At 60.7% G+C, this 23,817-nt stretch carries 22 protein-coding genes; 9 read left to right on the top strand and 13 right to left on the bottom strand.

From position 1 onward, the window contains the following. Positions 1 to 56: 56 nt before the first annotated feature. From hslR to pckA, 3 genes are all read left to right on the top strand, one after another. Complete coding sequence (gene hslR / locus ACL2XM_RS23870; RefSeq protein ID WP_410013229.1) at positions 57 to 479, top strand: ribosome-associated heat shock protein Hsp15; 423 nt, start codon at positions 57 to 59, stop codon at positions 477 to 479. Positions 480 to 508: 29 nt separating this feature from the next. Then, positions 509 to 1,387 (top strand): Hsp33 family molecular chaperone HslO, encoded by an 879-nt coding sequence (hslO, locus tag ACL2XM_RS23865; protein WP_410013228.1) that lies wholly within the window; start codon positions 509 to 511, stop codon positions 1,385 to 1,387. Between the two features lie 192 nt (positions 1,388 to 1,579). Continuing rightward, complete coding sequence (gene pckA, locus ACL2XM_RS23860; RefSeq protein WP_413721578.1) at positions 1,580 to 3,199, top strand: phosphoenolpyruvate carboxykinase (ATP); 1,620 nt, start codon at positions 1,580 to 1,582, stop codon at positions 3,197 to 3,199. A gap of 349 nt (positions 3,200 to 3,548) precedes the next feature. Here pckA and envZ read toward each other — a convergent pair whose 3' ends face one another. The 3 genes from envZ to greB all read right to left on the bottom strand — a co-directional run bounded on the left by envZ (position 3,549) and on the right by greB (position 6,411). After that, a complete protein-coding gene (envZ, locus tag ACL2XM_RS23855; protein ID WP_410013226.1) occupies positions 3,549 to 4,916 on the bottom strand; it encodes a two-component system sensor histidine kinase EnvZ in 1,368 nt (455 codons plus the stop codon). Beyond that, positions 4,913 to 5,632 (bottom strand): two-component system response regulator OmpR, encoded by a 720-nt coding sequence (ompR, locus tag ACL2XM_RS23850; RefSeq protein ID WP_003853014.1) that lies wholly within the window; start codon positions 5,630 to 5,632, stop codon positions 4,913 to 4,915. Before ompR ends, envZ begins: the two co-directional genes overlap by 4 nt. 293 nt (positions 5,633 to 5,925) lie before the next feature. Further along, positions 5,926 to 6,411: a transcription elongation factor GreB gene (gene greB / locus ACL2XM_RS23845; protein ID WP_410013225.1), complete on the bottom strand. Its 486-nt coding sequence runs from the start codon at positions 6,409 to 6,411 to the stop codon at positions 5,926 to 5,928. A 237-nt stretch (positions 6,412 to 6,648) separates the two neighbouring features. Between greB and ACL2XM_RS23840 the strand changes: the two genes are divergently transcribed. From ACL2XM_RS23840 to ACL2XM_RS23815, 6 genes are all read left to right on the top strand, one after another. Next, the gene (locus ACL2XM_RS23840) at positions 6,649 to 8,973 is read left to right on the top strand and encodes a Tex family protein (RefSeq protein WP_410016709.1); all 2,325 of its coding nucleotides are present in this window, start codon (positions 6,649 to 6,651) and stop codon (positions 8,971 to 8,973) included. 398 nt (positions 8,974 to 9,371) lie between these two features. After that, the gene (gene feoA, locus ACL2XM_RS23835) at positions 9,372 to 9,596 is read left to right on the top strand and encodes a ferrous iron transporter A (RefSeq protein WP_413721579.1); all 225 of its coding nucleotides are present in this window, start codon (positions 9,372 to 9,374) and stop codon (positions 9,594 to 9,596) included. Positions 9,597 to 9,680: 84 nt separating this feature from the next. Continuing rightward, on the top strand, positions 9,681 to 11,987 hold the full coding sequence (gene feoB / locus ACL2XM_RS23830; protein WP_410013223.1) for a Fe(2+) transporter permease subunit FeoB: 2,307 nt from the start codon (positions 9,681 to 9,683) through the stop codon (positions 11,985 to 11,987). 12 nt (positions 11,988 to 11,999) lie between these two features. Beyond that, positions 12,000 to 12,248 carry a FeoC-like transcriptional regulator gene (locus ACL2XM_RS23825; protein WP_410013222.1) on the top strand — a complete coding sequence of 83 codons (249 nt, stop codon included), beginning with the start codon at positions 12,000 to 12,002 and terminating at the stop codon, positions 12,246 to 12,248. Positions 12,249 to 12,524: 276 nt separating this feature from the next. After that, entirely contained in the window at positions 12,525 to 14,210 is a 1,686-nt protein-coding gene (locus ACL2XM_RS23820) for an alpha-amylase family glycosyl hydrolase (protein WP_413731003.1), read from the top strand. Between the two features lie 66 nt (positions 14,211 to 14,276). Next, entirely contained in the window at positions 14,277 to 15,242 is a 966-nt protein-coding gene (locus ACL2XM_RS23815; RefSeq protein ID WP_410013221.1) for a LysR family transcriptional regulator, read from the top strand. Here the strand turns inward: ACL2XM_RS23815 and mdcH are convergent. From mdcH to bioH, 10 genes are all read right to left on the bottom strand, one after another. Continuing rightward, on the bottom strand, positions 15,208 to 16,137 hold the full coding sequence (gene mdcH, locus ACL2XM_RS23810) for a malonate decarboxylase subunit epsilon (protein WP_413731731.1): 930 nt from the start codon (positions 16,135 to 16,137) through the stop codon (positions 15,208 to 15,210). The genes ACL2XM_RS23815 and mdcH overlap by 35 nt on opposite strands. Before the next feature lie 6 nt (positions 16,138 to 16,143). Next, entirely contained in the window at positions 16,144 to 16,788 is a 645-nt protein-coding gene (locus tag ACL2XM_RS23805) for a malonate decarboxylase holo-ACP synthase (RefSeq protein ID WP_413731730.1), read from the bottom strand. 17 nt (positions 16,789 to 16,805) lie between these two features. Further along, the gene (locus tag ACL2XM_RS23800; protein WP_413731728.1) at positions 16,806 to 17,765 is read right to left on the bottom strand and encodes an AEC family transporter; all 960 of its coding nucleotides are present in this window, start codon (positions 17,763 to 17,765) and stop codon (positions 16,806 to 16,808) included. A 171-nt stretch (positions 17,766 to 17,936) separates the two neighbouring features. Further along, entirely contained in the window at positions 17,937 to 18,743 is an 807-nt protein-coding gene (mdcE, locus tag ACL2XM_RS23795) for a biotin-independent malonate decarboxylase subunit gamma (protein WP_413731727.1), read from the bottom strand. Continuing rightward, positions 18,740 to 19,576, bottom strand: coding sequence for a biotin-independent malonate decarboxylase subunit beta (locus ACL2XM_RS23790; protein WP_410013216.1), 837 nt, complete (start codon positions 19,574 to 19,576; stop codon positions 18,740 to 18,742). The genes mdcE and ACL2XM_RS23790 overlap by 4 nt, the downstream gene beginning before the upstream one ends. After that, positions 19,569 to 19,868, bottom strand: a complete 300-nt coding sequence (gene mdcC, locus ACL2XM_RS23785) for a malonate decarboxylase acyl carrier protein (protein WP_410013215.1) — start codon at positions 19,866 to 19,868, stop codon at positions 19,569 to 19,571. Before mdcC ends, ACL2XM_RS23790 begins: the two co-directional genes overlap by 8 nt. Before the next feature lie 25 nt (positions 19,869 to 19,893). After that, positions 19,894 to 20,745 (bottom strand): triphosphoribosyl-dephospho-CoA synthase, encoded by an 852-nt coding sequence (locus tag ACL2XM_RS23780; RefSeq protein WP_410013214.1) that lies wholly within the window; start codon positions 20,743 to 20,745, stop codon positions 19,894 to 19,896. Beyond that, the gene (gene mdcA / locus ACL2XM_RS23775) at positions 20,745 to 22,406 is read right to left on the bottom strand and encodes a malonate decarboxylase subunit alpha (protein ID WP_410013213.1); all 1,662 of its coding nucleotides are present in this window, start codon (positions 22,404 to 22,406) and stop codon (positions 20,745 to 20,747) included. Before mdcA ends, ACL2XM_RS23780 begins: the two co-directional genes overlap by 1 nt. Positions 22,407 to 22,651: 245 nt before the next feature. Continuing rightward, positions 22,652 to 22,921 (bottom strand): DUF1471 domain-containing protein, encoded by a 270-nt coding sequence (locus tag ACL2XM_RS23770; RefSeq protein ID WP_410013212.1) that lies wholly within the window; start codon positions 22,919 to 22,921, stop codon positions 22,652 to 22,654. A 69-nt stretch (positions 22,922 to 22,990) separates the two neighbouring features. Continuing rightward, on the bottom strand, positions 22,991 to 23,779 hold the full coding sequence (gene bioH, locus ACL2XM_RS23765; protein WP_413727584.1) for a pimeloyl-ACP methyl ester esterase BioH: 789 nt from the start codon (positions 23,777 to 23,779) through the stop codon (positions 22,991 to 22,993). Positions 23,780 to 23,817 lie beyond the last annotated feature (38 nt).

Below are 23,817 nucleotides of genomic sequence, written 5' to 3'. Positions count from 1 at the left end.
CCGGCGGACCGGGTACTGAAAAAGCGCCCGTTCCCGGCCAGCACACAGGAGGCACGATGAAAAACCAGGATAAGGACAAAGGCGGACAGGAAGAGGCCGTCCGCCTTGATAAATGGCTTTGGGCGGCACGATTTTACAAAACCCGCGCCATCGCCCGGGAAATGGTGGAAGGCGGCAAAGTCCATTACAACGGACAGCGCACCAAACCCGGCAAAATCATGGAGAGCGGCGCGGAGATCACCCTGCGCCAGGGTGATGACGAGCGCACCGTGGTGGCGCTTACCCTAACGGTACAGCGCCGGCCCGCCAGCGAAGCGCAACTGTTCTACCAGGAAACGGCGCAAAGCGTGGCCAAACGCGAAAAGCTGGCCGCCGCGCGCAAAATCAATGCCCAGAACGTGACCCACCCGGACCGGCGGCCGGATAAAAAAGAGCGCCGCAACCTGATTAAATTTAAATATGGCGAGTCGGGGGAATAAGCCCGCCGCCACCGGCAAGAGAGAGAATTATGGCCATTCACGACCAGCTACACCGTTATTTATTTGAAGATTATGCCGTGCGCGGTGAACTGGTTTCATTGCATGATACCTACCGGCAGGTCCTTGGCCAGCATGATTACCCGCCCAGCGTCAAAAACCTGCTGGGGGAAATGCTGGTGGTCACCAGCCTGCTGACCGCTACGCTGAAATTCAGCGGCGAGATTACCGTGCAACTGCAGGGCGACGGGCCGCTGCGCCTGGTGGTCATTAACGGCGATCACCAGCAGAATATGCGCGGCGTGGCGCGCATCGACGGCGACATCGCCGAAAACAGCACGCTCAGACAAATGGTCGGCAACGGCTACCTGGTCATTACGCTCACCCCGGATGAGGGCGAGCGTTACCAGGGCGTGGTGGGCCTGGAAGGAGAACACCTGGCCGATTGCCTGGAAAACTACTTCCTGCAGTCTGAACAGCTGCTGACCCGCCTGTTTATCCGCACCGGCGAAGCCAACGGCCAGGTCGCGGCCGCCGGTATGCTGCTACAGGTGCTGCCCGCGCGCGATGCCAGCCACGACGACTTTGACCGCCTGGCGCAGTTGACCGCCACAGTCAAGGCGGAAGAGCTGTTCACCCTGCCGGCCGATGACGTATTATATCGCCTCTATCATCAGGATAAGGTATCGCTTTACCCCGCCCAGGACGTCCGTTTTCTTTGCACCTGCTCCCGGCAGCGTTGTGCTGACGCGCTGCTGACGCTGCCGGAGCATGAGCTTGATGAAATGCTCGATCAGGACGAAACCATCGACATGCATTGTGATTTCTGCGGTAGTCATTATGTCTTTACCGCCGGGGATGTCGCGGCGATAAAGTCAGACCGCACGGGCCCTGAGACACAATTACACTGAGATAGGCGCCGGCGGGCACAGGACAGATAGACTTGCCTATGGTAGCGCATGCTGAAGCTTTATTTATGCGTCAGCTCCCAATACAGTGTAAAACTTGCTGACGTCGGTTATTTCATGACCTACCTCTCGGTGATCCACTGGGTAACCCTTACAATCGCTACAGGTAATAATTTAAAGCTAAGGAGTCGTCATATGGCAAGTCATGGTATCAACGCGCAAGACCTGGTCGGCTATGGCATTACTAACTGTAGCGAGGTGATTTACAACCCGGATTTTGCCTTATTGTTCCAGGAAGAAACCGCCGATTCACTGCAAGGATTTGAGCGCGGCACCGTCACCAGCACCGGCGCCGTGGCCGTCGATACCGGTATCTTTACCGGCCGCTCGCCGAAGGACAAATACCTGGTGCGCGACGACGTAACGCGCGATACCGTCTGGTGGTCGGATCAGGGTAAAGGCAACAACGACAATCATCCGCTCAGTCAGGAGACCTGGAGCCACCTGAAACAACTCGTCGGCAACCAGCTGTCGGGCAAACGCCTGTTTATCGTGGATGCGTTTTGCGGCGCCAATGAAAACAGCCGGTTAAAGGTACGCTTTATCACCGAGGTGGCCTGGCAGGCGCACTTCGTCAAAAACATGTTTATCCGCCCCGATGAAGAGGAACTGCGGGACTTCAAACCTGATTTCGTGGTCATGAACGGGGCCAAATGCACCAATCCGGACTGGCAACAGCAGGGCATGCACTCGGAAAACTTTATCGCCTTTAACCTGACGGAACGGATGCAGCTGATTGGCGGCACCTGGTACGGCGGCGAAATGAAAAAAGGCATGTTCTCGATCATGAACTACCTGCTGCCGTTAAAAGGCATCGCCTCGATGCACTGCTCGGCCAATGTCGGCGCCGCCGAAGATGTCGCCATTTTCTTTGGCCTGTCGGGCACCGGCAAAACCACGCTGTCCACCGATCCGCACCGCCGGCTTATCGGCGACGATGAGCACGGCTGGGACGACGACGGCGTCTTTAACTTCGAGGGCGGCTGCTACGCCAAGACCATCCATCTGTCGGAGGAAGCCGAGCCGGAAATTTTCCACGCCATCCGCCGCGACGCCCTGCTGGAAAACGTGGTTGTCCGGGCCGACGGCAGCGTAGACTTTGACGACGGCAGCAAAACCGAAAATACCCGCGTCTCATACCCTATCTACCATATCGAGAATATCGTCAAACCGGTATCGAAAGCGGGCCATGCGTCCAGGGTCATCTTCCTGACCGCCGACGCCTTCGGGGTACTGCCGCCGGTGGCCAGACTGACGGTGGAACAGGCGCAATATCACTTCCTGTCCGGCTTTACCGCCAAGCTTGCCGGCACCGAACGCGGCATCACCGCGCCGACCCCCACTTTCTCGGCCTGCTTCGGCGCGGCGTTCCTGTCGCTGCACCCGACCCAGTACGCGGAGGTACTGGCCAAACGCATGAACGCCGCCGGCGCCAAGGCCTATCTGGTGAATACCGGCTGGAACGGCACCGGTAAACGCATTTCCATCAAAAATACCCGCGCCATTATCGACGCGATCCTGAGCGGCGCTATCGACGATGCGGAAACCCTCACGCTACCGGTATTCAACCTGGCGGTGCCGATGACGCTGGCCGGCGTCGACAGCCAGATTCTCGACCCGCGCCATACCTACGCCGAACCCGGTCTGTGGCAGGAAAAGGCCGACGACCTGGCGAAACGGTTTATCACCAATTTTGATAAATACACCGACACGCCGGCAGGCAAGGCGCTGGTTAAAGCGGGACCGAAGCTTTAAGCACCCCGGCGCCGGGCTAAACCCCGGCGCGGTAAGCCCACTGACACCGGACGTAAATCCGGCGTGTTAAAGGCAGAGCGTGCCAATGGGGTCGAAGCGGCCATGGTTTTCCTGGCCGCCAGAGCGCCCCATGGCATGCTAGGCCCGCCAACGCCGAACCTAAAGCAGACGTGTTCAAGGGAGAGCGTGCCAATGGGGTCGAAGCGGCCATGGTTTTCCTGGCCGCCAGAGTGCCCCATGGCATGCTAGGCCCGCTGACACCGGGCTTAAATCCGGCGCTTGCCAGTCCACATCATGCCTCCGCGTAACGGAGGCTTTTTTTTGCCCCGCGGTCGTTGCCGCGGCGGGATTACGCCGTTTTCTTTACCGAGGTCACGACGGGAACGTCATGCGCATTCACAGGCAACGGCAGGTACGCGCGAATACGCAGGCCGCCGCGCTCGCTGCTGCCGATATCCAGCGTACCGTCGTGGGCGTCGACAATACGCTGCACAATAGCCAGCCCCAGCCCGGTGCCGCTGGTGCTGCGCGCGCTGTCCCCGCGCACGAAGGGCTGGAACAGATATTTCAGCTGCGAAGGTTCGATGCCCGGCCCATCGTCCTCCACCTCAAACCAAACCCGGTGCGCGTCCCGCCCGCTGTTCACGCGGATCCAGCCGTTACCGTAACGGGCTGCGTTAACCACCATATTCACCGCCGCCCGTTTAATCGACAACGGATTCACGTTAACAATCAGCTCATCATCGAACAGCGCGGTTTCGATAATACGTTCATAACCGCTTTCAGCCGCCACCACTTCCGCCAGGATGCCGTTCAGATCCGCCATCTCGGTCTGCATCTCCTGCCCGGTACGCAGATAATCGATAAATTGCTCGATAATGGCGTTACACTCTTCAATATCCTTATTGATCGACTCGGCCAGATAGCCATCCTCGGCGTTCATCATCTCGGTGGCCAGGCGGATACGCGTCAACGGCGTGCGCAAATCGTGGCTGACGCCGGCCATCAGCAGGGTCCGATCGTCGGCCAGCATCTTGACGCCGGAGGTCATCTGGTTAAACGCCCGGGTGACCGAACGCACCTCCGAGGCGCCGTATTCCCGCAGCGGCGGCGGTATAATGCCTTTGCCCACCTGCAGCGCGGCGTGCTCCAGGTCCACCAGCGGACGGTTCTGCATCCGGATAAACAACCAGGCGCCGCCTATTGCCAGCAGCATAATGGCCAGGGTATAGCGGAATAAAGGCGAAAAATCGCCCTGATGGATTTCTGTTAACGGAATGCGCACCCAGATATCCGGCGACAGCCAGGTCTTCAGCCAGACCACCGGCGAATTCTTGGTGACCTCCACCCGCACATCGGTGGGGCCGCCGAGCTGCTGCGCCATCTGCTGGCTGAGGAACTCATAATGCTGAGCCCACCGCAGCCCGCTGTCCTCGGCCGCTGCATTGGTATAAAGGGAAATGCCCAACTCCCGGTAAATCTCGCGCCGGAACGCCGGCGGGACTTCAAGCAGCGTACCGTCCTCAAGCTGCAGACGGTCGGTCATCAGCATGCGCACTTCGTACGCCAGCACTTTATTGAACTGCTGCAGGCTGGGTAATATCGCGAAATTCAGTACCACAAGATAGGTCGTCACCAGGCTGACGAACAGCAGGGTAACGATTAACAACAGACTCCGTGCAAAAGAACTGCGCGGAGAGAAGCGCCATCGCCTCATGCTTTACTGCCGTCCGGCACGAATACGTATCCCAAACCCCAAACGGTCTGGATATAGCGCGGGTGGGCGGGGTCTTCCTCGACCATACGGCGCAGGCGGGAAATCTGCACGTCTATGGAGCGCTCCATGGCGCTGTACTCCCGGCCACGGGCCAGGTTCATCAGCTTATCGCGCGATAACGGCTCGCGGGGATGGCTTACCAGCGCCTTAAGTACCGCGAATTCGCCGCTGGTCAACGGCATGGGCTCATCCTCGCGGAACATCTCGCGGGTGCCGAGATTCAGCTTGAATTTACCGAAGGCGATAATCGCCTCTTCCTGCGAAGGCGCGCCCGGCAGCTCATTGGCCTGGCGCCTGAGCACCGCGCGGATGCGCGCCAGTAGCTCGCGGGGATTAAAGGGCTTGGGAATATAGTCGTCAGCGCCGATTTCCAGACCGACGATCCGATCCACCTCTTCGCCTTTGGCCGTGACCATAATGATCGGCATCGGATTGCTCTGGCTGCGCAGCCGGCGGCAAATGGACAGGCCATCCTCGCCCGGCAGCATCAGGTCCAGCACCATCAGATGGAAGGACTCGCGCGTCAGCAGGCGATCCATCTGCTCGGCATTGGCGACGCTGCGCACCTGGAATCCCTGTTCGGTTAAATAACGCTCCAGCAGGGCCCTTAAACGCATATCATCGTCCACGACCAGAATCTTGTAATTCTCTTGCATTGTTCTCTCTCCCAAAGGCGATACGCCCGTAAGCGTATTGTTCAGAAACCTGTAAGGCACTGACAGCGGTTTCAGGTGTATATTCTAAGCAAAATTGTTACAAAGCATATGGAAATACGTAGTTATCCACATATTCGGCAAAAAAAAGCGCTTTATGACGATCATCGCCGGTCTTTACCGGTATTTATCCACAAATGCCGGCATGACGATAATTAAACCGACCGGGTAGGATGATTGTTCACTTTACCCCTGGCAAAGTAAACCTTAGCGGCCTTATATTTCGCATATTTCATTTATTCTCCCAACGGTTCCTGATAAGAAATTTTATTCACATACCAGGTTTTTAAACCGGTGGGCGTGGCGACCACCGCTTCATCGTCCACCGCTTTTTTGATTAAAGCCCGCGCCATGGGGGAATCAATGGAAATATAAGATTTGTGCTTGAAGATTTCATCCGGCCCGGCAATGCGGAAGCGGAGCCGCTCACCCTGATCATTTTCCACCTCCACCCAGGCGCCGAAAAATACCCGGCCTTCCTGCTGCGGCGAATAATCCACGACCCGCGCTTCTTTTAGTACCCGGCGCAAATAGCGCACCCGGCGATCGATTTCACGCAGGATCTTTTTGTTGTAATGATAATCGGCGTTTTCGCTGCGATCGCCAAGACTGGCGGCCCAGGACACCTTTTCGGTAATTTCGGGACGATAGTGCTTCCAGAGGTGATCTAACTCTTCCTGGAGTTCCCGATAGCCCTGACGGGTAATTAGATTGGTTTTCATCGTGACCGTTTAGCAAATGTGAGAAGCCGTACCCGGGAAATATACCATAGACCGCCGCCTCGCGGCGCTGCGCCGGCGCCCATCCCCGCGCCCCAGCCGCGGCTTCTTGAACAATCGCGCAATTTTCGCCGCTTACCGCGCCCGCATCCATCAGATGACTGGCATTTTGGCGGCGCAATACGTATAACTGTCCACTGCATAAGTAACCCATAACGTGATGACGAACAAAACAGAATGATGAATGATCCTTTGAATCGCCTCATTGCCGCCGAGCTGAAGGCCCGCCCGGAGCAGGTCGACGCCGCTATCCGCCTGCTGGACGAAGGCAATACCGTGCCTTTTATCTCGCGCTATCGTAAAGAGGTCACCGGCGGCCTGGACGATACCCAGTTGCGCCAGCTGGAAACCCGCCTTGGTTACCTGCGCGAGCTTGAGGAACGGCGCCAGACAATTCTGAAAGCCATAGACGATCAGGGCAAGCTGACCGAACAGCTGGCGACGGCTATCAACGGCACGCTGAGCAAAACCGAACTCGAGGATCTCTACCTGCCCTACAAGCTCAAACGCCGCACGCGCGGGCAAATCGCCCTTGAGGCCGGCCTCGAACCCCTGGCCGAGACCCTATGGCGGGATGCCAGCCGGCAGCCGGAAGACGTGGCCGCGGCGTATGTCGACGCCGAAAAAGGCGTGGCCGATGTCAAGGCGGCGCTGGACGGCGCGCGTTATATCCTGATGGAGCGTTTTGCCGAAGACGCGGCGCTGCTGGCGAAAATCCGCCATTACCTATGGAAAAACGCCCATCTCGTGGCCAGCGTGATTGCCGGCAAAGAAGAGGAAGGCGCCAAGTTCCGCGATTATTTTGCCCATCACGAGCCGCTGGCGCAGGTGCCCTCCCACCGTGCCCTGGCTATGTTCCGCGGCCGTAACGAGGGTATTTTGCAACTTTCGCTGAATGCCGATCCGCATTCGGACGAGCCGCCGCGTGAAAGCCACTGCGAGCAGATGATTATCGATCACTTGCAGGTGCGCCTCAATCAGGCCCCGGGCGACGCCTGGCGCCGGGCGGTGATTAACTGGACCTGGCGCATCAAGATCCTGCTGCACCTGGAAACCGAACTGATGGGCAGCATCCGCGAAAAAGCCGAGGAAGAGGCCATCCAGGTCTTTGCCCGCAATATGCACGACCTGATGATGGCCGCGCCGGCGGGCCTGCGTCCGACCATGGGACTGGATCCGGGGCTGCGCACCGGCGTCAAGGTGGCGGTGGTGGACGCCACCGGCAAGCTGGTGGCCACCGATACCATCTATCCTCACACCGGCCAGACGGCAAAAGCCGTGGCGGCGGTGGCGGCCCTGTGCCTGAAGCATCAGGTGGAACTGGTGGCCATCGGCAACGGCACCGCGTCCCGGGAAACCGAACGCTTTTTCGCCCTGGTCAAGGAACAGTTCCCCAAGGTCACCGCGCAGAAGGTGATTGTCAGCGAGGCCGGGGCATCGGTCTATTCCGCCTCGGAGCTGGCGGCGCTGGAATTCCCCGACCTGGACGTCTCGCTGCGCGGCGCGGTGTCCATCGCCCGCCGGTTGCAGGATCCGCTGGCGGAACTGGTCAAGATCGACCCGAAATCCATCGGCGTCGGCCAGTATCAGCATGACGTCAGCCAAAGCCTGCTGGCGAAAAAGCTCGATACAGTGGTGGAGGACTGCGTGAACGCCGTCGGCGTGGATCTGAATACCGCCTCGGTGCCGCTGTTGACCCGGGTGGCGGGACTGACGCGCATGATGGCGCAGAATATCGTGAACTGGCGCGACGAAAACGGCCGTTTCCGCGATCGCAGCCAGTTGCTGAAAGTGGGCCGGCTCGGGCCGAAAGCCTTTGAACAATGCGCCGGGTTCCTGCGCATCAACCATGGCGACAATCCGCTGGACGCCTCCACCGTGCATCCGGAAAGCTATCCGGTGGTAGAGCGCATCCTCAAGGCCACCGAGCTTACCCTTGACAAGCTGCTGGGCAACGCGGGCGCGCTGCGCGGCATCGACCCGGTTCGCTTTACCGATGAGCGCGTCGGCCTGCCCACGGTGACCGATATTATCCGGGAACTGGAAAAACCGGGACGCGATCCGCGGCCGGAATTCAAGACCGCTACGTTCGCCGAGGGTGTGGAAACCCTGCAGGATTTAACCCTGGGCATGATACTGGAAGGCACCGTCACCAATGTCACCAACTTCGGCGCGTTCGTGGATATCGGCGTGCATCAGGACGGGTTGGTGCATATCTCCTCCCTGTCGGCGAGCTTTGTCGAGGACCCGCATAAAGTGGTCAAGGCCGGGGATATCGTCAAGGTGAAAGTGATGGACGTGGATTTGCCGCGCAAGCGTATCGCCCTGACCATGCGCCTGGACGAGCAGCCCGGCGAAACCTCAAGCCGTCGCGACGGCGGCGGCGATAAACGGCGCGACGCGCCTGCGCGTCCGGCGGCCAAACCCCGCCCCGGCAGCCCGTCCGCCGCCGGCAACAGCGTGCTAGGCGATGCACTGGCGGCCGCGCTCGGCAAAAAACGCTGAGGTCATCACTCTCCCCGCGGTGCCGGCGCGCGAGTCAATGCCGGCGCTGATTACCGGCGTGCGGCGCAAAACATCGCGCCGCTATTAATGAAGCTCCGGTTTAACATTCTTATTTCATCACATCAACATTCATAACGTTAATCCCGCTTATAATAACGTGACCGCCAAAAAAACACTCAACAAATATATTATATTAATAATGCATTAATATTATTTTGAAATAATAATTATTATTTCAATTAATGTATTCCTGCCTGCGCGAATCTATTTACGAATAAGTTTCATTTGCCAATGCGAGCCATTGATGTTAAAACAGGGAAATAAAATCAAAAAAAGCGTTTTTTATTGGGCGCAGGCTTTATTCAAAGAGCAGTACGTGAATTGTTTAAGAAGGTTATATGCAGCTGTTACCCCACCACCATTATGAAATTATCGGCTATGCCGCAGAGATAAGCCCGGCATACCGGCAAAAGCTATTGTCGCTGGGCATGCTGCCCGGCGCCTCTTTCCAGGTCATCCGCGTGGCGCCGCTGGGCGATCCGATCCAGATAGAGACACGCCGGATGCAGCTGGCGGTGCGCAGGAAGGATCTCTCCCAGCTGAGACTGGCCGTCCAGGCCTGACCCGGCCAGCCGTCCCCTGGTCCTGACGCCGAACGCGGTTCGCCCGATATAGGGATCATTTCTGTTTATGGATATTTACAGGCTATGAAAAAGCTCAGCATTGGTTTAATCGGTAATCCGAACGCCGGCAAAACCACGTTATTTAATCAATTAACCGGCGCGCACCAGCGGGTCGGCAATTGGGCCGGCGTCACGGTTGAACGTAAAGAGGGCTTTTTTGTCAGCGCTGGCCATCAGGTGGCGGTAATTGATTTACCGGGCACTTATTCATTAACCACCCTGTCGCCGCAATCCTCGCTTGACGAGCAAATAGCCTGTCGTTTTATATTCAGCGGGGAAGCCGACGTGCTGGTGAATGTGGTCGACGCCTCCAATCTTGAGCGCAACCTGTACCTGACCCTGCAGATCCTCGAGCTGGGCATTCCTTGCATCCTGGCGTTGAACATGCTGGATATCGCCGAAAATCAGCGGGTGGTCATTGATATCCCCATGCTGTCACGGCGGCTCGGTTGCCCGGTGGTGCCGCTGGTCTCCACCCGCGCCAGGGGCATCGGCGCGTTAAAACAGGCGATAACCCTGGGAGCGCGGCCGAGGGAACCATTCCAGGCGCCCTATCCGGCGGATATCCTGCGGGCGGTGCGGCATTTACTGCCCATGCTGCCGGCCGAACTGCCCAGGGTCCAGCGCCGCTGGCTGGCGCTGCAACTGCTGGAGGGGGATGTTTACGCCCGCGCCCGCTTCAGCGCCGCGGCCGGTCAGCTAGACCGGATGACGGCCACCCTGGCGGACGATCCGTCGCTGCTGATCGCCGATGCCCGTTATCGCGGCATCGCCGCGATCTGCACGGCGGCCAGCAACGGCCATCTGACGGCGGCAAACGCCATGACCGCCAGGCTTGACGCCGTGGTGCTTAACCGCTGGCTCGGGGTGCCCATCTTCTTTTTTGTCATGTACCTGATGTTCCTGCTGGCCATCAATGTCGGCGGCGCGCTGCAGCCGCTGTTTGACATCGGATCCGCCGCCCTGTTTGTCGACGGCGCCCAATGGCTCGGGCATACGCTGGCGTTTCCGCGCTGGCTGACGGTGTTCCTGGCCCAGGGCGTTGGCGGCGGCATTAATACGGTGCTGCCGCTGATTCCGCAAATCGGCATGATGTATCTGTTTCTCTCTTTCCTCGAGGATTCCGGCTACATGGCGCGCGCGGCGTTTGTCATGGACCGGATGATGCAAGCGCTCGGGCTGCCGGGCAAATCCTTCGTGCCGCTGATTGTCGGCTTCGGCTGCAACGTCCCCGCGGTGATGGGGGCGCGCACGCTGGATGCACACCGCGAACGCCTGATGACCATCATGATGGCGCCCTTTATGTCCTGCGGTGCCCGGCTGGCGATTTTCGCGGTGTTTGCCGCGGCGTTTTTCGGCCAGGAGGGGGCGACGGTGGTCTTTTCGCTCTATCTGCTCGGCATTGTCGTCGCGGTGCTGACCGGACTGATGCTCAAGCACACCATCATGCGTGGCGAGGCCATGCCGTTTATCATGGAGCTGCCGGTGTACCACGTGCCGCATCTCAAAAGCCTGCTGTTGCAAACCTGGCAAAAGCTCCAGGGATTTGTACTGCGCGCGGGCAAAGTGATTATCGTCGCCAGTATGTTTATCGGCGCGCTCAACAGTTTTTCGCTGCGCGGCGCGGCGGTGGATGATATTAACGACTCGGCGCTGGCGTCGGTCAGCAAAGTGCTGACGCCGCTGCTGGCGCCGATGGGCGTTCACGCGGATAACTGGCAGGCGACGGTGGGCCTGGTGACCGGCGCCATGGCCAAGGAAGTGGTGGTCGGCACGTTGAATACCCTATACACCGCCGAACATATCGCCGCCTCGCCCTTCGACCCGCAGCGTTTTGATCTGGCGGCGGAATTGACCGGTGCGCTGGCCGAAACGTGGCGCAACCTGAAAGACACCTTCAGCCTCAGCGTGCTGGCCAATCCGATTGAGGCCAGCAAAGGCGACGGCGAGATGAACGGGCGCTCCATGGGCGTGATGGCCGGAAAATTCGGCAACGCCGTTGCCGCCTACAGTTACCTGATTTTTGTGCTGCTGTATGTTCCTTGCGTGTCGGTGATGGGCGCCATCGCCCGTGAAAGCAGCCGGGGCTGGATGACGCTGTCCATCGTCTGGGGCGTTAACGTCGCTTATTCCCTGGCCACCCTGTTTTACCAGGCGGCGACATTCACCGCGCACCCGGCCTATAGCGCCCTTTGTATTGGCGTGGTCCTGCTGTTCAACATGGTGTTTATCGCAACGCTTTACCTGATGCGCCGCCGATTTGACGTTTCCCTGCCGCCGGACGGAGGATGCGCGCGCTGCGCCACGCCAACCGGCGGCGGTTGTCATTAAGGCGCGCCGCCGATGGCCGATCTGTTGCGATTACGCGATGCCCTGGCGCTCCGGGGCCAGGCCGACGCTCGCCAGTTAAGCGCGCAGCTCAATCTGTCCGCCGCCATGACGCAGGCCATGCTTGAACAACTGGTGATGATGGGCAAGGCTGAACGCCTGCGCGTCGCGGCGGGAGCCGACCTGCCCGCCGGGTGCCGGCACTGTCCCCAGGGCGGCGGTTGCCGAACGCCGGTTTACCGGCTGACGCCACGGCGGGATTAACCTTCCCGGCGCCGCCCCCCCCGCTCCGCGCCGCAGCGTATCGGACTGCTCCGCAAATGTGTTTCCCCCTCTCCGGCGGCGCACGGACCGCCAAGACCCTAACCCGCTGTTAATCGGGTTATTTATCGATCCGGCGCGGCCAATATCGCCGGCGGGGGCGTCATAAGAAGAAATAAGAGGGTTTGCGCTTTTCTTGCGAATGGCTACATTGACAACATGGCGTCAACGCCACGGTCATGCTGTTTCAGGACGTCGTCACTTTTACAAGGTGCCATGATGGAAGCCATTACCCATTTACTTGAAGAGATTTACGCCTCATCCCTGACCCAGGCGCAGCTGGACACCATCAAGAGTAAAATCAGCTTTGCCAAATCGACGCAACAGCAGCCACGCAAATTACACTGGGATGAGCAGGACGTCGTGCTGATTACCTATGCCGATCAGTTTATGGAAGCGGAACAACCCACCCTGGCGACCCTGACCACCTTTTTTGAACAGCGGCTCCAGGACACGTTTAACCTGGTGCACCTGTTGCCGTTTTATCCCTATTCGTCGGACGACGGTTTTTCGGTCATCGACTACCATCAGGTCAATCCCATCGTCGGCAGTTGGCAGCATATCAGCCGGCTGAATCAATCCACCCGGCTGATGTTCGATTTCGTCTGCAATCATATTTCCGCGCACAGCAAATGGCTGGCGGGCTACCGGGAACAGCAGACGGGGTTTGAAAACTTTTTTATCAACGTGCCGCCCGCCACTGATTTAAGCACCGTGACCCGCCCGCGCACCTCGCCGCTGTTGACGCCCTTTACCATGAAGGAGGGGGAAACCCGCTATCTGTGGACCACCTTCAGCGCCGATCAGGTTGATCTTAACTTTGCCGATCCCCACGTGCTGATAAGCATTATCGGGGTCTTGCTGCATTACCTGACGCAGGGGGCGGATTACATCCGCCTCGACGCGGTGGGCTATCTGTGGAAGGAAATCGGCACGCGCTGCATCCACCTGCCCAAGACCCATCTGCTGGTCAAGCTGATGCGCGCCATCGTTGACGAAGTGGCGCCCGGCACGGTGATCATTACCGAAACCAACGTGCCGCATAAAGATAACATCAGCTATTTCGGCAATGGGCGGGACGAGGCGCAAATGGTCTATCAGTTCCCGCTGCCGCCCCTGGTGCTGCACGCCATCCATAACGGCAGCAGCCGCGCCCTGCGCCAGTGGGCGGCAACCCTTGACACCGGCAATCCCCACATCACCTTTTTCAATTTCCTCGCCTCCCACGACGGCATCGGCATGAACCCGCTGCGCGGCATCCTGCCTGAAGTGGAAATCAACAGCCTGGTGCGCGATCTGGAATCCGAGGGGGCGCTGGTGTCCTATAAACAAAATACCGACGGCACCACCAGTCCTTATGAAATCAACGTCACCTTTCTTGATGCCCTTAACCGGCGCCAGGACACCGACGATACGCGCCTGGCGCGTTTTTTGCTGGCGCACGCCATTCTGCTGGCGTTTCCCGGCGTACCGGCGGTGTATATCCAAAGCATCCTCGGCTCGCGCAATGATTACGAGGGGGTAAAGGCCGCCGGCTACAACCGCGCGGTGAACCGGGAAAAATATCCGCTGAAGGCTATCGAAGCGGCGCTCGCGGACGAAACCTCGCTGCGCTCGCGGGTATTTCATCATCTCAGCGATGTGATCCAACGGCGCCGCGGACAGCCGGCCTTTCATCCGGATGCCGCCATGGAGGTGCTGGAATGGGATAACGCGCTGTTTGCTTTTTACCGCCGCGCCGCCCGGCAGGCCATTTTGTGCGTTTTTAACCTCAGCGCCAAAACCATGACCTGCACTTTACCGCCGGGACGCTACCGGGACGTGGTAAATTATCGGTTATTGACGGGCGATACCCCGCTGAGCCTGGCGCCGTATCAATTCTTCTGGCTGGAAACCCTCGCCTGACTCCACGCGACCGGTTTCGGGGCCGCCCGTGCCGAACACTTTTCCCGTCGGGATGGGACCCCTGTTATGATCGATAACGATATCACTTTCCGTAAGCTTGAGATTTTCCTGGCATTTATGGATAAGCGCAACATCAGCCGCACCGCCGATCTGCTGGGGCTCAGCACCGTCAGCGTCCATCGCGCCCTGCACACCCTGGAAGAAGGCGTACGCTGCCCGCTGTTTATCCACCAGGGACGTAATCTTTCACCGCTGCCGGCCGCCGAGACCCTGGCCGAGTATGCCCGCGAGGTCTCGGACCTGATGCGCAAGGGCATTGAGGAAACCCGCAAATGCGGCGGTATCGGCCAGGGCCGGCTGAAACTGGGCACCATGTACTCCCTGACCCTTGATACCATCCCGCGGCTGATTATGGGCTTAAAACTGCGGCGCCCGGAGCTGGAGCTGGAGCTGCTGATGGGATCCAATCAGGATCTGCTGGTGAAGCTTGAGGATCAGCAGTTGGACGCTATCCTGATTTCCATCAGCGATACGCAGATCGATCCCGCCCGCTTCGAGACCCTGCCGCTGTTTATTGATGACATTTACCTCGCCGCGCCGGCCTCGTCCCGGCTGTATGCCACGGGACCGGCGGATCTGCGCGATTTCAAACACGAAAAATTTGTTTCGCTCACCGAAGGATTCGCCACGTATCATGGTTTCCAGGAAGCGTTCCATATCGCCGGATTCGAGCCGCAGATCGTTACCCGGGTCAATGATATTTTCTCGATGATCAACCTGGTGCAGGCGGGAGTGGGTTATACCCTGCTGCCGGGCCGCATGAAGCGTATTTATGAACATTCGGTGCGCCTGATGACGCTGTCCGCCCCGTATCAAATGCGCCAGACCATCGCCCTGGTATTTGCCCGCAGCCGCGAGCATGACCCCGATATGCTGGCGTTGGTGGCGGAAGGCCGCATGTACGCGCGCGATCACGGCGACATCGGCGGCGGGCCGCTTAACGCCGCGTCAACCGCCCGGCCAGCGCCGTAATCAGCGACAGCGGATTCTGGCTGAAGGCAATGGCCTCGCCCTGCGCCATCACGCGCTTGGTCAGGCCGGTGAGTACCGCGCCCGGCGGCATTTCCACCGCCAGGCGCACGTCGCGCTCATAGGCGCTGATCATGGCGTCGCGCCAGTGCACCGGCCGCGCCATATTCAGCGCCAGATCCTCGGCGATGCGGTCCGGCTGCCATAAAACGCGGCCGGTGCTGCCGCTCAGGTACCCGATGTCCGGACGCCTGAGCGCGACCCCGGCCATGGCGGCGGCCAGTCGACGCGCCGGTTCGCTGAGTAATTCGCAGTGCGACGGCACGCTGACCGCCAGGCGCTGGGTGCGCCCCGCGCCCTGTTCACGGCACAGCGCGCAGGTTTGCGCCATCGCCGCCTCGCTGCCCGCGATGACAAACTGATCCTCGGCGTTAAGATTGGCCAGGTATACCGGATTATCCGGCCGATGCACCCGGGCGATAATACGCTCAAGCTGCGGCTGGAGCAGGCCGCTGATGGCCGACAGGCCGTAGCCGTCAGGATAGGCCTGCTCCATCAGCTCGCCGCGCAGGGCCACCAGCCGCAGCCCCGCCTCGAACTCCAGCGCCCCGGCGATGACCGCCGCCGGAAAGGCGCCGATGGATAATCCGCTGGTATAATCCACCTGTACGCCGGCGCGCAGGATTTGCCGGGCATAGACCACCCCCGCGATAAACAGGCATATCTGCACGGCGCGCGTGGCGCGCAGCGCGTCGTCGCTATCGAGATCAAGCACCGGCTCGCCCAGGATGGCCGACGCGCGTTCCAGCAGGCGGCGGGTGTCGCCATCGTCGGGTAGCTGGTGCAGCATGCCGGGGACCTGCGGCCCCTGGCCGGGAAAGGTCAGTAACATTTTCATAGGGCGTTATTTTCCAGTAGGGTGCGAATGGTCGCTATCCCAGGGATTGTCCGTCAGGATGGGACCGCGCGCGGTCTTTACCATCACCCTGCCGCCGCGCAGCCATTCCGTCAGCGCGCAGCCGCCCTGCGGCGTTTCCAGCTGAATATCGGTCCGGCAGGGCAACGACGGCAACAGATTCAGCAATGGGGTAAAGTCCCCGGGCGCCGCCGGATGCGGGCAACGAATCAGCAAATCCAGATCGCTGTCCGGCCGGCTGACCGGTAAACCGGTGGCCAGCATATAACCGCAGCTGCCGGTGACGCCCCACGGCCACGGCCAGTGCTTCGCCGCCAGCAGGCGCAGCGCACGCATTACCGGCAAGGCCTGGGCATCGGGGGTGGCGGCGAATAATAACCGCGCGATCAGCATCTCGGGGGTCACGACACGGGTAACGGCGTCCCCCGGCACCCAGGCCGCGGCGCGCTGCGAGCGCAACGCCCCGCGCAGGCCGACCGGCACCCGTTCCCCGCTGGGATCGCTGTCGCGCCGCACGACCAGCGGCAGCGCCGCCAGCCCCGGCGCCGCCGCCCAGGCGGGCGCGGCCTGGCGCCAGATAAGCCGCTGCGGATTATCAATCCATAACAGATCGTGCGGCCGGGGCATTGGCATGGTCTTGCTCCTGCCGGCTACAGGCCGGCGGTCAGTGAGATAAACAGCGGCAGGGTCAGGATACAGAGCACGGAGCTTATCAATAACGTCGCCTCGGCATCCGGCGACTGCACGCCGAAACGGTTGCCGAACACGATGCCAAAAAAGCCCGCCGACAGCGCCACCATCAGCACCGCGGTAATCGCCACCGTGCCGGTGATGCCGAACAGGTACAGCAGTCCCCAGGTAATAAACGGCTGCACCAGGTTTTTCGCTACGCACGAGAGCAGCACCGGCGCGTTAATCTTCAACTGGCGCGCGGAGAGGATCACCCCGGTCAAAAACAGCGCCGAAGCGGTGGCGGCCAGGCCCAGGGGCTTGATCGACGCCAGCACGATATCCGGCATTTTGATCCCAATGGCCGAGAGCAACACCCCCAGCAGCGGTCCCCAGACGATGGGTTTGGTCACCGAGCGCCACATCAGCACCGGCAGCAGCATCAGCGTGGATTTTTGGTTTTCACCGCCGGCGCGCGCCTTTTCACGTTCCAGGATCAGCAGGCAGAACGGCGTCATCAGCACCGAACCGCAGGCGATTGAGACCGCCACCGATAAAGAGGTTCCCGGGGTTTCACCCAGCACGCTGCCTAAAATCGGCAGGCCCAGGGCGGCATAGTTCGGCAAGGCCACCGTCAGGGTTAACACCGCGGCGTCCTGGGGGGATTTCTTAAAGCCCAGGGTGCAGATAAAATACAGCGCGGCATACGCAATCCACATGGACAGCACCAGCAGCAGGATCAACGGCGACTGCGAGATAATGCCGTGCCAGGACGTTTGCACCGTGGCGCTGAACAGGGCCGCGGGCAGCGCGAAGTCCATAACAAAAACGTTAAGCAATGAAACGTTGGAGTTCACCACCATTTTCGCCTTGCCGGCATAATAGCCCAGCAGCATAATCACAAAGATTGGCGCCAGGGCATGAATAATAATATAGGTCATATAACCGCCTGAAATTAAGCAATAAAATAAATGGCCAGCACCGGCGCGATGTGTTTTTTATGATACGTTCCCCGCCGGCGGCGCGCGGCGGACCAGGATAGCGCTAACGCTATCCCCGCTTACGCCGGCCGCCGGGGGGACGGCAGATGTGTTACCGGTGCTGGTTCGTGGCTACCATTCCTGGCGCATGCGTTCCCTGACAAGCGCAGAGCTGCGCCGGTTTTCCGCGCCCAGCCGGTTGGCCAGGCCGGTGCCCTGCTTCAGCGCCTGGTCAATGGCCTGTGAGAGCGCGGCGCGCACCCGGGCCAGATCGTCATCGCCGGCCCGATCGGGATCGCGGATATCCATCAGCTGCGCCAGCAGGCCGAGCGTGGCGTAATTGTTGATGTCGTAGGCCATCGGCGGAATGGTCTTGGCCAGTTTTTCCAGCGCGTCCACCGAGCGCAGGGTAATGCGCGCGGCGGATTCTTTGCCCATGGCATGGACCATCACCGCCGGGTCGTTAAAGGCGATCAGCGCATTGGCCTGATACCCGTGGGCCAGGAACGCGCCGGACATGGCTTTACCGACAATCAGCGCAATCACCGGGTGACCGGCCAGACGCGCCTGGGCATAGGCCGCGGCGGCCCCCGCCAGCGCCTGGTGGATGCCAAAGGCTTCCTCGCGGCGGCCGTAGGCCTGGCTCGGCACATCCACCACCGCCACGATGGCGCGTTTAACCGCGTTATCCCGATCCTGTGCTATGGCCTCCGCCACCACTTCCCCCAGCGTCCAGCCCTCCAGTAGACCCACTTCGCCGCGCGCCGCGCGCGGATAATGATTGCCGGCATCCGGCACCACGGCGACGTAGCGCGCCGGCCGATCGTTAAGGGTGCCGTCGGCGACTTTTACCGAGGCGCATTGGCCCTGGCGTTGGCGTGCGCCGTCGGCCAGCAGGGAGAACCAATAATCTCCCCGGCTCAGATAGGTGCTGTTCATAGGCGATCCTCCCGGGTAAACAGCGCCAGTACCTGCTGCTTATCCACTTGTTTACGGGTATCGAATTGATTGAGGCGATCCAGGTAGGCGCGGTAGTCGTCGGTACGCAGCCGGGCGGGCACGCCCTGGCGCAGGAAGGCCAGCGCGGCCTGCTTCACGTCCGCCACTGAATCCGCCACCAGCGCGTCGACAAACCCGGACTGGTAACGCGTTTCGCCGCCGGTGAGGCTCCAGATAAACGGCCGATCGCGGGAATCGTATTCCTCGATGCCCGCCTCCTGCTCAATCACCTGCGGGCCGTTCAGCCCCAGGCGCGCTTCGCGGGTGACGATCAGCCGGCTGCACAGCGCGGCGGCAATGGACATGCCGCCGAAGCAGCCCACGGTGCCCGCCACGATACCGATAACCGGCGTATAGCGCCGCAAATCGACAATCGCGGCATGGATATCGGCGATGGCGGCCAGGCCCAGGTTGGCCTCCTGCAGGCGCACCCCGCCGGTTTCCAGCATCAGCACCGCCTGGGTGGGAATGCCGTTGCGGTTGTCTTCCGCCGCCAGCTCCAGGGCCGCGGCCATTTTAGCGCCGGACACCTCGCCCATGCTGCCGCCCTGGAAAGCGCCCTCGATGGCGACCGCCACGGCGGGCTTGCCCTCGATGGTTCCACGGGCCACCACCATGCCGTCGTCCGCCTGCGGGACGATGCCCTGCGGTTCAAGCCACGGCGAGGTGATGTGCTCATAAGGGCCCAGCAGTTCGCGGAAACTGCCTTCGTCAAGCATGGCGCGGGCGCGCTGCCGGGCGCCCAATTCAATAAAACTGGTGCGTTCAGACATGGCTGGCCTCCTCGAAAACCTGTTCGATCCTAAGACGGGCCACGCCCGGCGTGGCGCCAAAATCATTGATATCCAGGCGTCCGCCCGGCAAGGCGCGCGCATTGCCGACCCGTTCGAACAGATGTTGCCAGCGCTGTCCGCCGCCCTCCACCGACGAGGTAATAATCACGCGCAGCGACCGGCCCGGGGCCGGTTGGTATATCGCCTCCAGATCGCCGGAGCCCACCACGCCGGCCAAGGCCTTGGCGGGCAAGGCGTCGCCGGCGGGAAAATGCAGTTCGATTCGTTCCATAACATCCTCTTGATGATGTAGATGATCAGGCGCTAACCCAATCGAGGAAAAACGTGGCCGCCAGCAGGTCGGCCGCGCCGCCCGGCGAGGCGTTATCCGCCAGCATGCGCCGCTCGAGCGCGGCCAGCGCCGCGCGTCCGGCCGGACTGCCGGTGCCGCCCGCCGCCAATACCGCCGCCGCGCCCCGGTGCATGGCGGCAAGCGCCGCCATGCCGCCCCGGCTCAGCACGCAGGTATCGGTCAGGGTGGTCATAATGGCCATTAACGCGTCCAGCCGGGCCTGCGGCTCACCGGCGCCCGCCAGCCGGCTGCGCCGCAGCTGCGGCAACGCCCGGTCGGTGATATGGGGAAATCCGCCGATGGCCTCTTCGCGCGCGCCGGGAACCTGATAGCGCTGCGTGGCCCGCTGCCCCTTGCTGAAGCTTTTCGGCTGCGCGGCGTCGGGCAGTACGGCCAGCCGCGCCGCGTGGGCGGCGATGTCCGCCGCCGTCCCCCGGCCCCCCAGCATGGCGCTGGCGCTGACCAGTAATCCCAAGGCCCAGATCGCGCCGCGATGGGTATTGACGCCGCCGGTGGCGCTCATCATATGCCGCTCGCCCATCCGCCCCAGCCGGCCGATTTCCTGGCGCAGCGCCATATCGGGCGGGCGTTGCCAGCTGTGCAGCGCCAGGCGGTAAAACGTCGGCCGCAGGCTATGCGCCGAGCGCTCCATCAGCGCCAGGCTCAAATCCTGATGCGCCCCGGGACCGCGGCTGTCCACCAGGCCCGGTTTCGGGCTAAGGCGCGCTTCCTCGATCAACGCCGTTACGGCAAGCGCCGCGAGGGCGGCGGCCCGCGCCTCGGCATCGTACGGCTGGCCTAAGGGCAAGGCGTTCATTACCAGCTCCGGAATTTAGCCGGGGGCTGATATAAGCCGCCGGACCACTCGACCAGATCGGCAATGCTGCCGGCGGCCAATAAGGAACGGCTGGCGTCGGAACGACGGATGCCCATATCTTCCGGATAAACCACCAGCTCGCGGCGGCGCAGATCGTCCACCCGTTTGGCATCGACGCCCAGGCCGATATCGGTGATGCCCGCCACCGCCGCCACCATGGCCCGGCGTTCCTCCATCGAACGCGCGCGGTAGAGATAGGCGATGCCTTCCTCGGTCAGCACATGGGTGACGTCCTGGCCGTAAATCATTACCGGCGCCAGCGGCATGCCGGCGCCTTTGCCGACCTCCACCGCCTCGAGTTTTTCCACAAAGGACGGTTTAGCGCCGGCCTGATAGGTTTCCACCATTTGCACCACCAGCTTGCGGCCGGGCAGCATCGGGTCAGGCTCTTCGATCATATCCAGCCAGGCCGGGGTGGCGTGGCGCCGGCCGTGAGGATCATGGCCCATATTCGGCGCGCCGCCGAAACCGGACAGCCGACCTCGGGTTACGGTGGAAGAATTGGCAAGTCCGTCGATCTGCAGGGTGGAGCCGATAAACATATCCACGGCATATTGACCGGCCAGCTGGCAGAAGGCGCGGTTGGAGCGCATCGAACCGTCGGCGCCGGTAAAAAAGACGTCCGGACGGGCGCGGATATATTCTTCCATGCCTAATTCGCCGCCAAAACAGTGCACCGTTTCCACCCAGCCGCTTTCAATGGCCGGGATCAGCGTCGGATGGGGATTCAGGGTCCAGTGCCGGCAGATTTTGCCTTTCAGGCCCAACTGCTCGCCGTAAGTCGGCAGCAATAGCTCAATGGCTGCGGTATTAAACCCGATGCCGTGGTTAAGGGACTGCACCTGGTGTTTGGCGTAGATGCCTTTGATCGCCATCATCGCCATCAGCACATGTACCGGCTTGATTAAACGCGGATCGCGGGTAAACAACGGTTCGATAAAGAACGGCCGGTCCGCCACCACCACAAAATCAACCCAGGAGCCGGGAATATCGACGCGCGGCAAATCATTTTCGTCATCCACCAGTTCATTCACCTGGGCGATAACGATGCCGTCCTTAAACGCCGTCGCTTCCACCAGCGCCGGGGTATCCTCGGTGCTGGCGCCGGTATAAAGGTTGCCTTTGCGGTCGGCCTTGAAACCGGCAATCAGCGCGACATTAGGCACTAAATCGACAAACAGGCGGGCATAAAGCTCGATATAGGTGTGAATAGCGCCGATTTCCAACTGCCCGTCTTCCAGCAATTGAGAAATGCGCAGGCTTTGCGAGCCGGAAAAGGCAAAATCCAATTTGCGGGCAATGCCCTGCTCAAACAGATCCAAATGCTCCGGCAGGCTGACGCTGGGCATGATCATATGCAAATCGTGGATTTTTTGCGGGCTGACTTTCGCCAGCATGCGCGATAAAAAATCAGCCTGCTTCTGGTTATTGCCTTCCAGCACCACCCGATCGCCGGGCAGGATCAGCGCTTCGAGCACGGCGGTAATGGCGTCGGTGGGCAACACCTTGCCGTCGGCTATAGCGCGAACCTGCTCCAGCCGGCGTTTCTTTTCAGTGCGGCGGGTATCCCAGACTCTGGGGGACGCTTGATGAAGCGGCATTATTGACCTCCTCGGTTCATAAACTGTCGCAACATGGGACAGTGGTCATAAACGGTAGAGGGAGTGTAAGGCGGTCAAGATGGGCTCATCAATTAACCCCGGCGGTCAATCGTTAGCGTAAGGGTAACGAATGCGTTGTGCCGCCCCGCGGCGGAAAAAGACAAAAAAAAACCGGTATCAGCGTGAAGACCGCTACCGGATCAGGATGGAATTTATTGGCCGCGTCCGGCCCGGGGCGTCAGTCTTTATTTATAGACATCGGCGGTAGCGCTGAACCTGCCATGCTGGCGGCCGGCGATAATGACATAATATTTACCGCCTTTTTCATCCGCCCGTTTGGAGAGTATGGCCTTGGCATCCATCGGCGAGGTCGTCTTGGCGGTGGTATGCACGGTGGCAATTTTCTCGTAGCCTTTTTCCTTGGCCTCCTGCGGGGTAATTTCTTCCGCCGCCAGGGCGCTTAGGGTAAATAGCGTGCCGGCCAGTGTCATTGCCATAAAGGTTATCGTCTTCATCGGTATTCCTTCATCTCTTTTACGGTGGAACGTGCCACTAACTATAGAAGAGTTTTTGTTTAATCCTTTTCACCTGGCGTCAGGAAGTGTTTTCCCGCCGGCAAAGTCGATAATGTATTGGCAAAACAAATCGGGATGGGAAATAAAGGGCGCGTGGGCGGCTTTGGGGATCACCACGCCGCGGCTATGAGGCCAGCGCGCGTCCAGCAGCGCGGCCACCTTGCGCGGCACCAGTCCGTCCAGATAGCCGTACAGACGCAGCAGCGGCAGATCGAGCGCGTCAAGCTGCGCGCGCAAATCCGCGGTGCGCAGGATCTCCAGCCCGCCGGTTAATACCGCCACCGGCGGCAGCGGGTGCTCAAGCACCACCTGCTTTAACCGGCGGGCATCCTGGCGGGCGGTGTCGGTGCCGAGGGTTTGCAGGGCCAGGAAACGTTCCACCGTGCGGTGAAAATCCTGGCTCAGCTGCTGCGCAAAACCCGCCAGCACCTCGGGTTTGATGCCCGGCCATTGGTCGCCGGCGCTGAACCTGGGCGACGAGGCGACGGTAATCAGGCCGGCGACTCGATCCGGGCGCGCCAGCGCCGCCTGCGCCGCCACCAGGCCGCCCAGCGACCAGCCCAGCCACCACGCGCCCTCCGGCGCTCCGGCGGCCACTTCCTGCGCCATCTGCTGCAAGGACAACGGCCCATAACCCTGGCTGCGGCCGTAGCCCGGCAGATCCACCAGATGCAGGCGAAAATGCGGCGACAGCCGCGCTTCGATGCAAGACCAGACGCCGGCGTTCAGGCCCCAGCCATGCAGCAGCACAAGATCAACGGAACCGCTGCCGAGGGTATGCCAATAGAGAGATGTCATCAGTTATAGTTCCCGGTACCCAGGTTATGGAGGACCTC

Source organism: Sodalis sp. RH20, from assembly GCF_047324205.1.
GTDB lineage: Bacteria > Pseudomonadota > Gammaproteobacteria > Enterobacterales > Enterobacteriaceae > Acerihabitans.
This window is presented reverse-complemented; position numbering and strand designations above follow the sequence as displayed.

Coding starts and splice junctions, on each gene's coding strand:
- ACL2XM_RS23780 (WP_410013214.1), bottom strand. CDS start 20,745: ATGAACGCCTTGCCCTTAGGCCAGCCGTACGATGCCGAGGCGCGGGCC.
- hslR (WP_410013229.1), top strand. CDS start 57: ATGAAAAACCAGGATAAGGACAAAGGCGGACAGGAAGAGGCCGTCCGC.
- ACL2XM_RS23790 (WP_410013216.1), bottom strand. CDS start 19,576: ATGTCTGAACGCACCAGTTTTATTGAATTGGGCGCCCGGCAGCGCGCC.
- bioH (WP_413727584.1), bottom strand. CDS start 23,779: ATGACATCTCTCTATTGGCATACCCTCGGCAGCGGTTCCGTTGATCTT.
- mdcA (WP_410013213.1), bottom strand. CDS start 22,406: ATGCCGCTTCATCAAGCGTCCCCCAGAGTCTGGGATACCCGCCGCACT.
- ACL2XM_RS23770 (WP_410013212.1), bottom strand. CDS start 22,921: ATGAAGACGATAACCTTTATGGCAATGACACTGGCCGGCACGCTATTT.
- pckA (WP_413721578.1), top strand. CDS start 1,580: ATGGCAAGTCATGGTATCAACGCGCAAGACCTGGTCGGCTATGGCATT.
- mdcH (WP_413731731.1), bottom strand. CDS start 16,137: ATGAAAATGTTACTGACCTTTCCCGGCCAGGGGCCGCAGGTCCCCGGC.
- hslO (WP_410013228.1), top strand. CDS start 509: ATGGCCATTCACGACCAGCTACACCGTTATTTATTTGAAGATTATGCC.
- ACL2XM_RS23820 (WP_413731003.1), top strand. CDS start 12,525: ATGGAAGCCATTACCCATTTACTTGAAGAGATTTACGCCTCATCCCTG.
- ACL2XM_RS23840 (WP_410016709.1), top strand. CDS start 6,649: ATGAATGATCCTTTGAATCGCCTCATTGCCGCCGAGCTGAAGGCCCGC.
- ACL2XM_RS23800 (WP_413731728.1), bottom strand. CDS start 17,765: ATGACCTATATTATTATTCATGCCCTGGCGCCAATCTTTGTGATTATG.
- feoB (WP_410013223.1), top strand. CDS start 9,681: ATGAAAAAGCTCAGCATTGGTTTAATCGGTAATCCGAACGCCGGCAAA.
- ACL2XM_RS23805 (WP_413731730.1), bottom strand. CDS start 16,788: ATGCCAATGCCCCGGCCGCACGATCTGTTATGGATTGATAATCCGCAG.
- ompR (WP_003853014.1), bottom strand. CDS start 5,632: ATGCAAGAGAATTACAAGATTCTGGTCGTGGACGATGATATGCGTTTA.
- mdcE (WP_413731727.1), bottom strand. CDS start 18,743: ATGAACAGCACCTATCTGAGCCGGGGAGATTATTGGTTCTCCCTGCTG.
- feoA (WP_413721579.1), top strand. CDS start 9,372: ATGCAGCTGTTACCCCACCACCATTATGAAATTATCGGCTATGCCGCA.
- ACL2XM_RS23815 (WP_410013221.1), top strand. CDS start 14,277: ATGATCGATAACGATATCACTTTCCGTAAGCTTGAGATTTTCCTGGCA.
- mdcC (WP_410013215.1), bottom strand. CDS start 19,868: ATGGAACGAATCGAACTGCATTTTCCCGCCGGCGACGCCTTGCCCGCC.
- ACL2XM_RS23825 (WP_410013222.1), top strand. CDS start 12,000: ATGGCCGATCTGTTGCGATTACGCGATGCCCTGGCGCTCCGGGGCCAG.
- envZ (WP_410013226.1), bottom strand. CDS start 4,916: ATGAGGCGATGGCGCTTCTCTCCGCGCAGTTCTTTTGCACGGAGTCTG.
- greB (WP_410013225.1), bottom strand. CDS start 6,411: ATGAAAACCAATCTAATTACCCGTCAGGGCTATCGGGAACTCCAGGAA.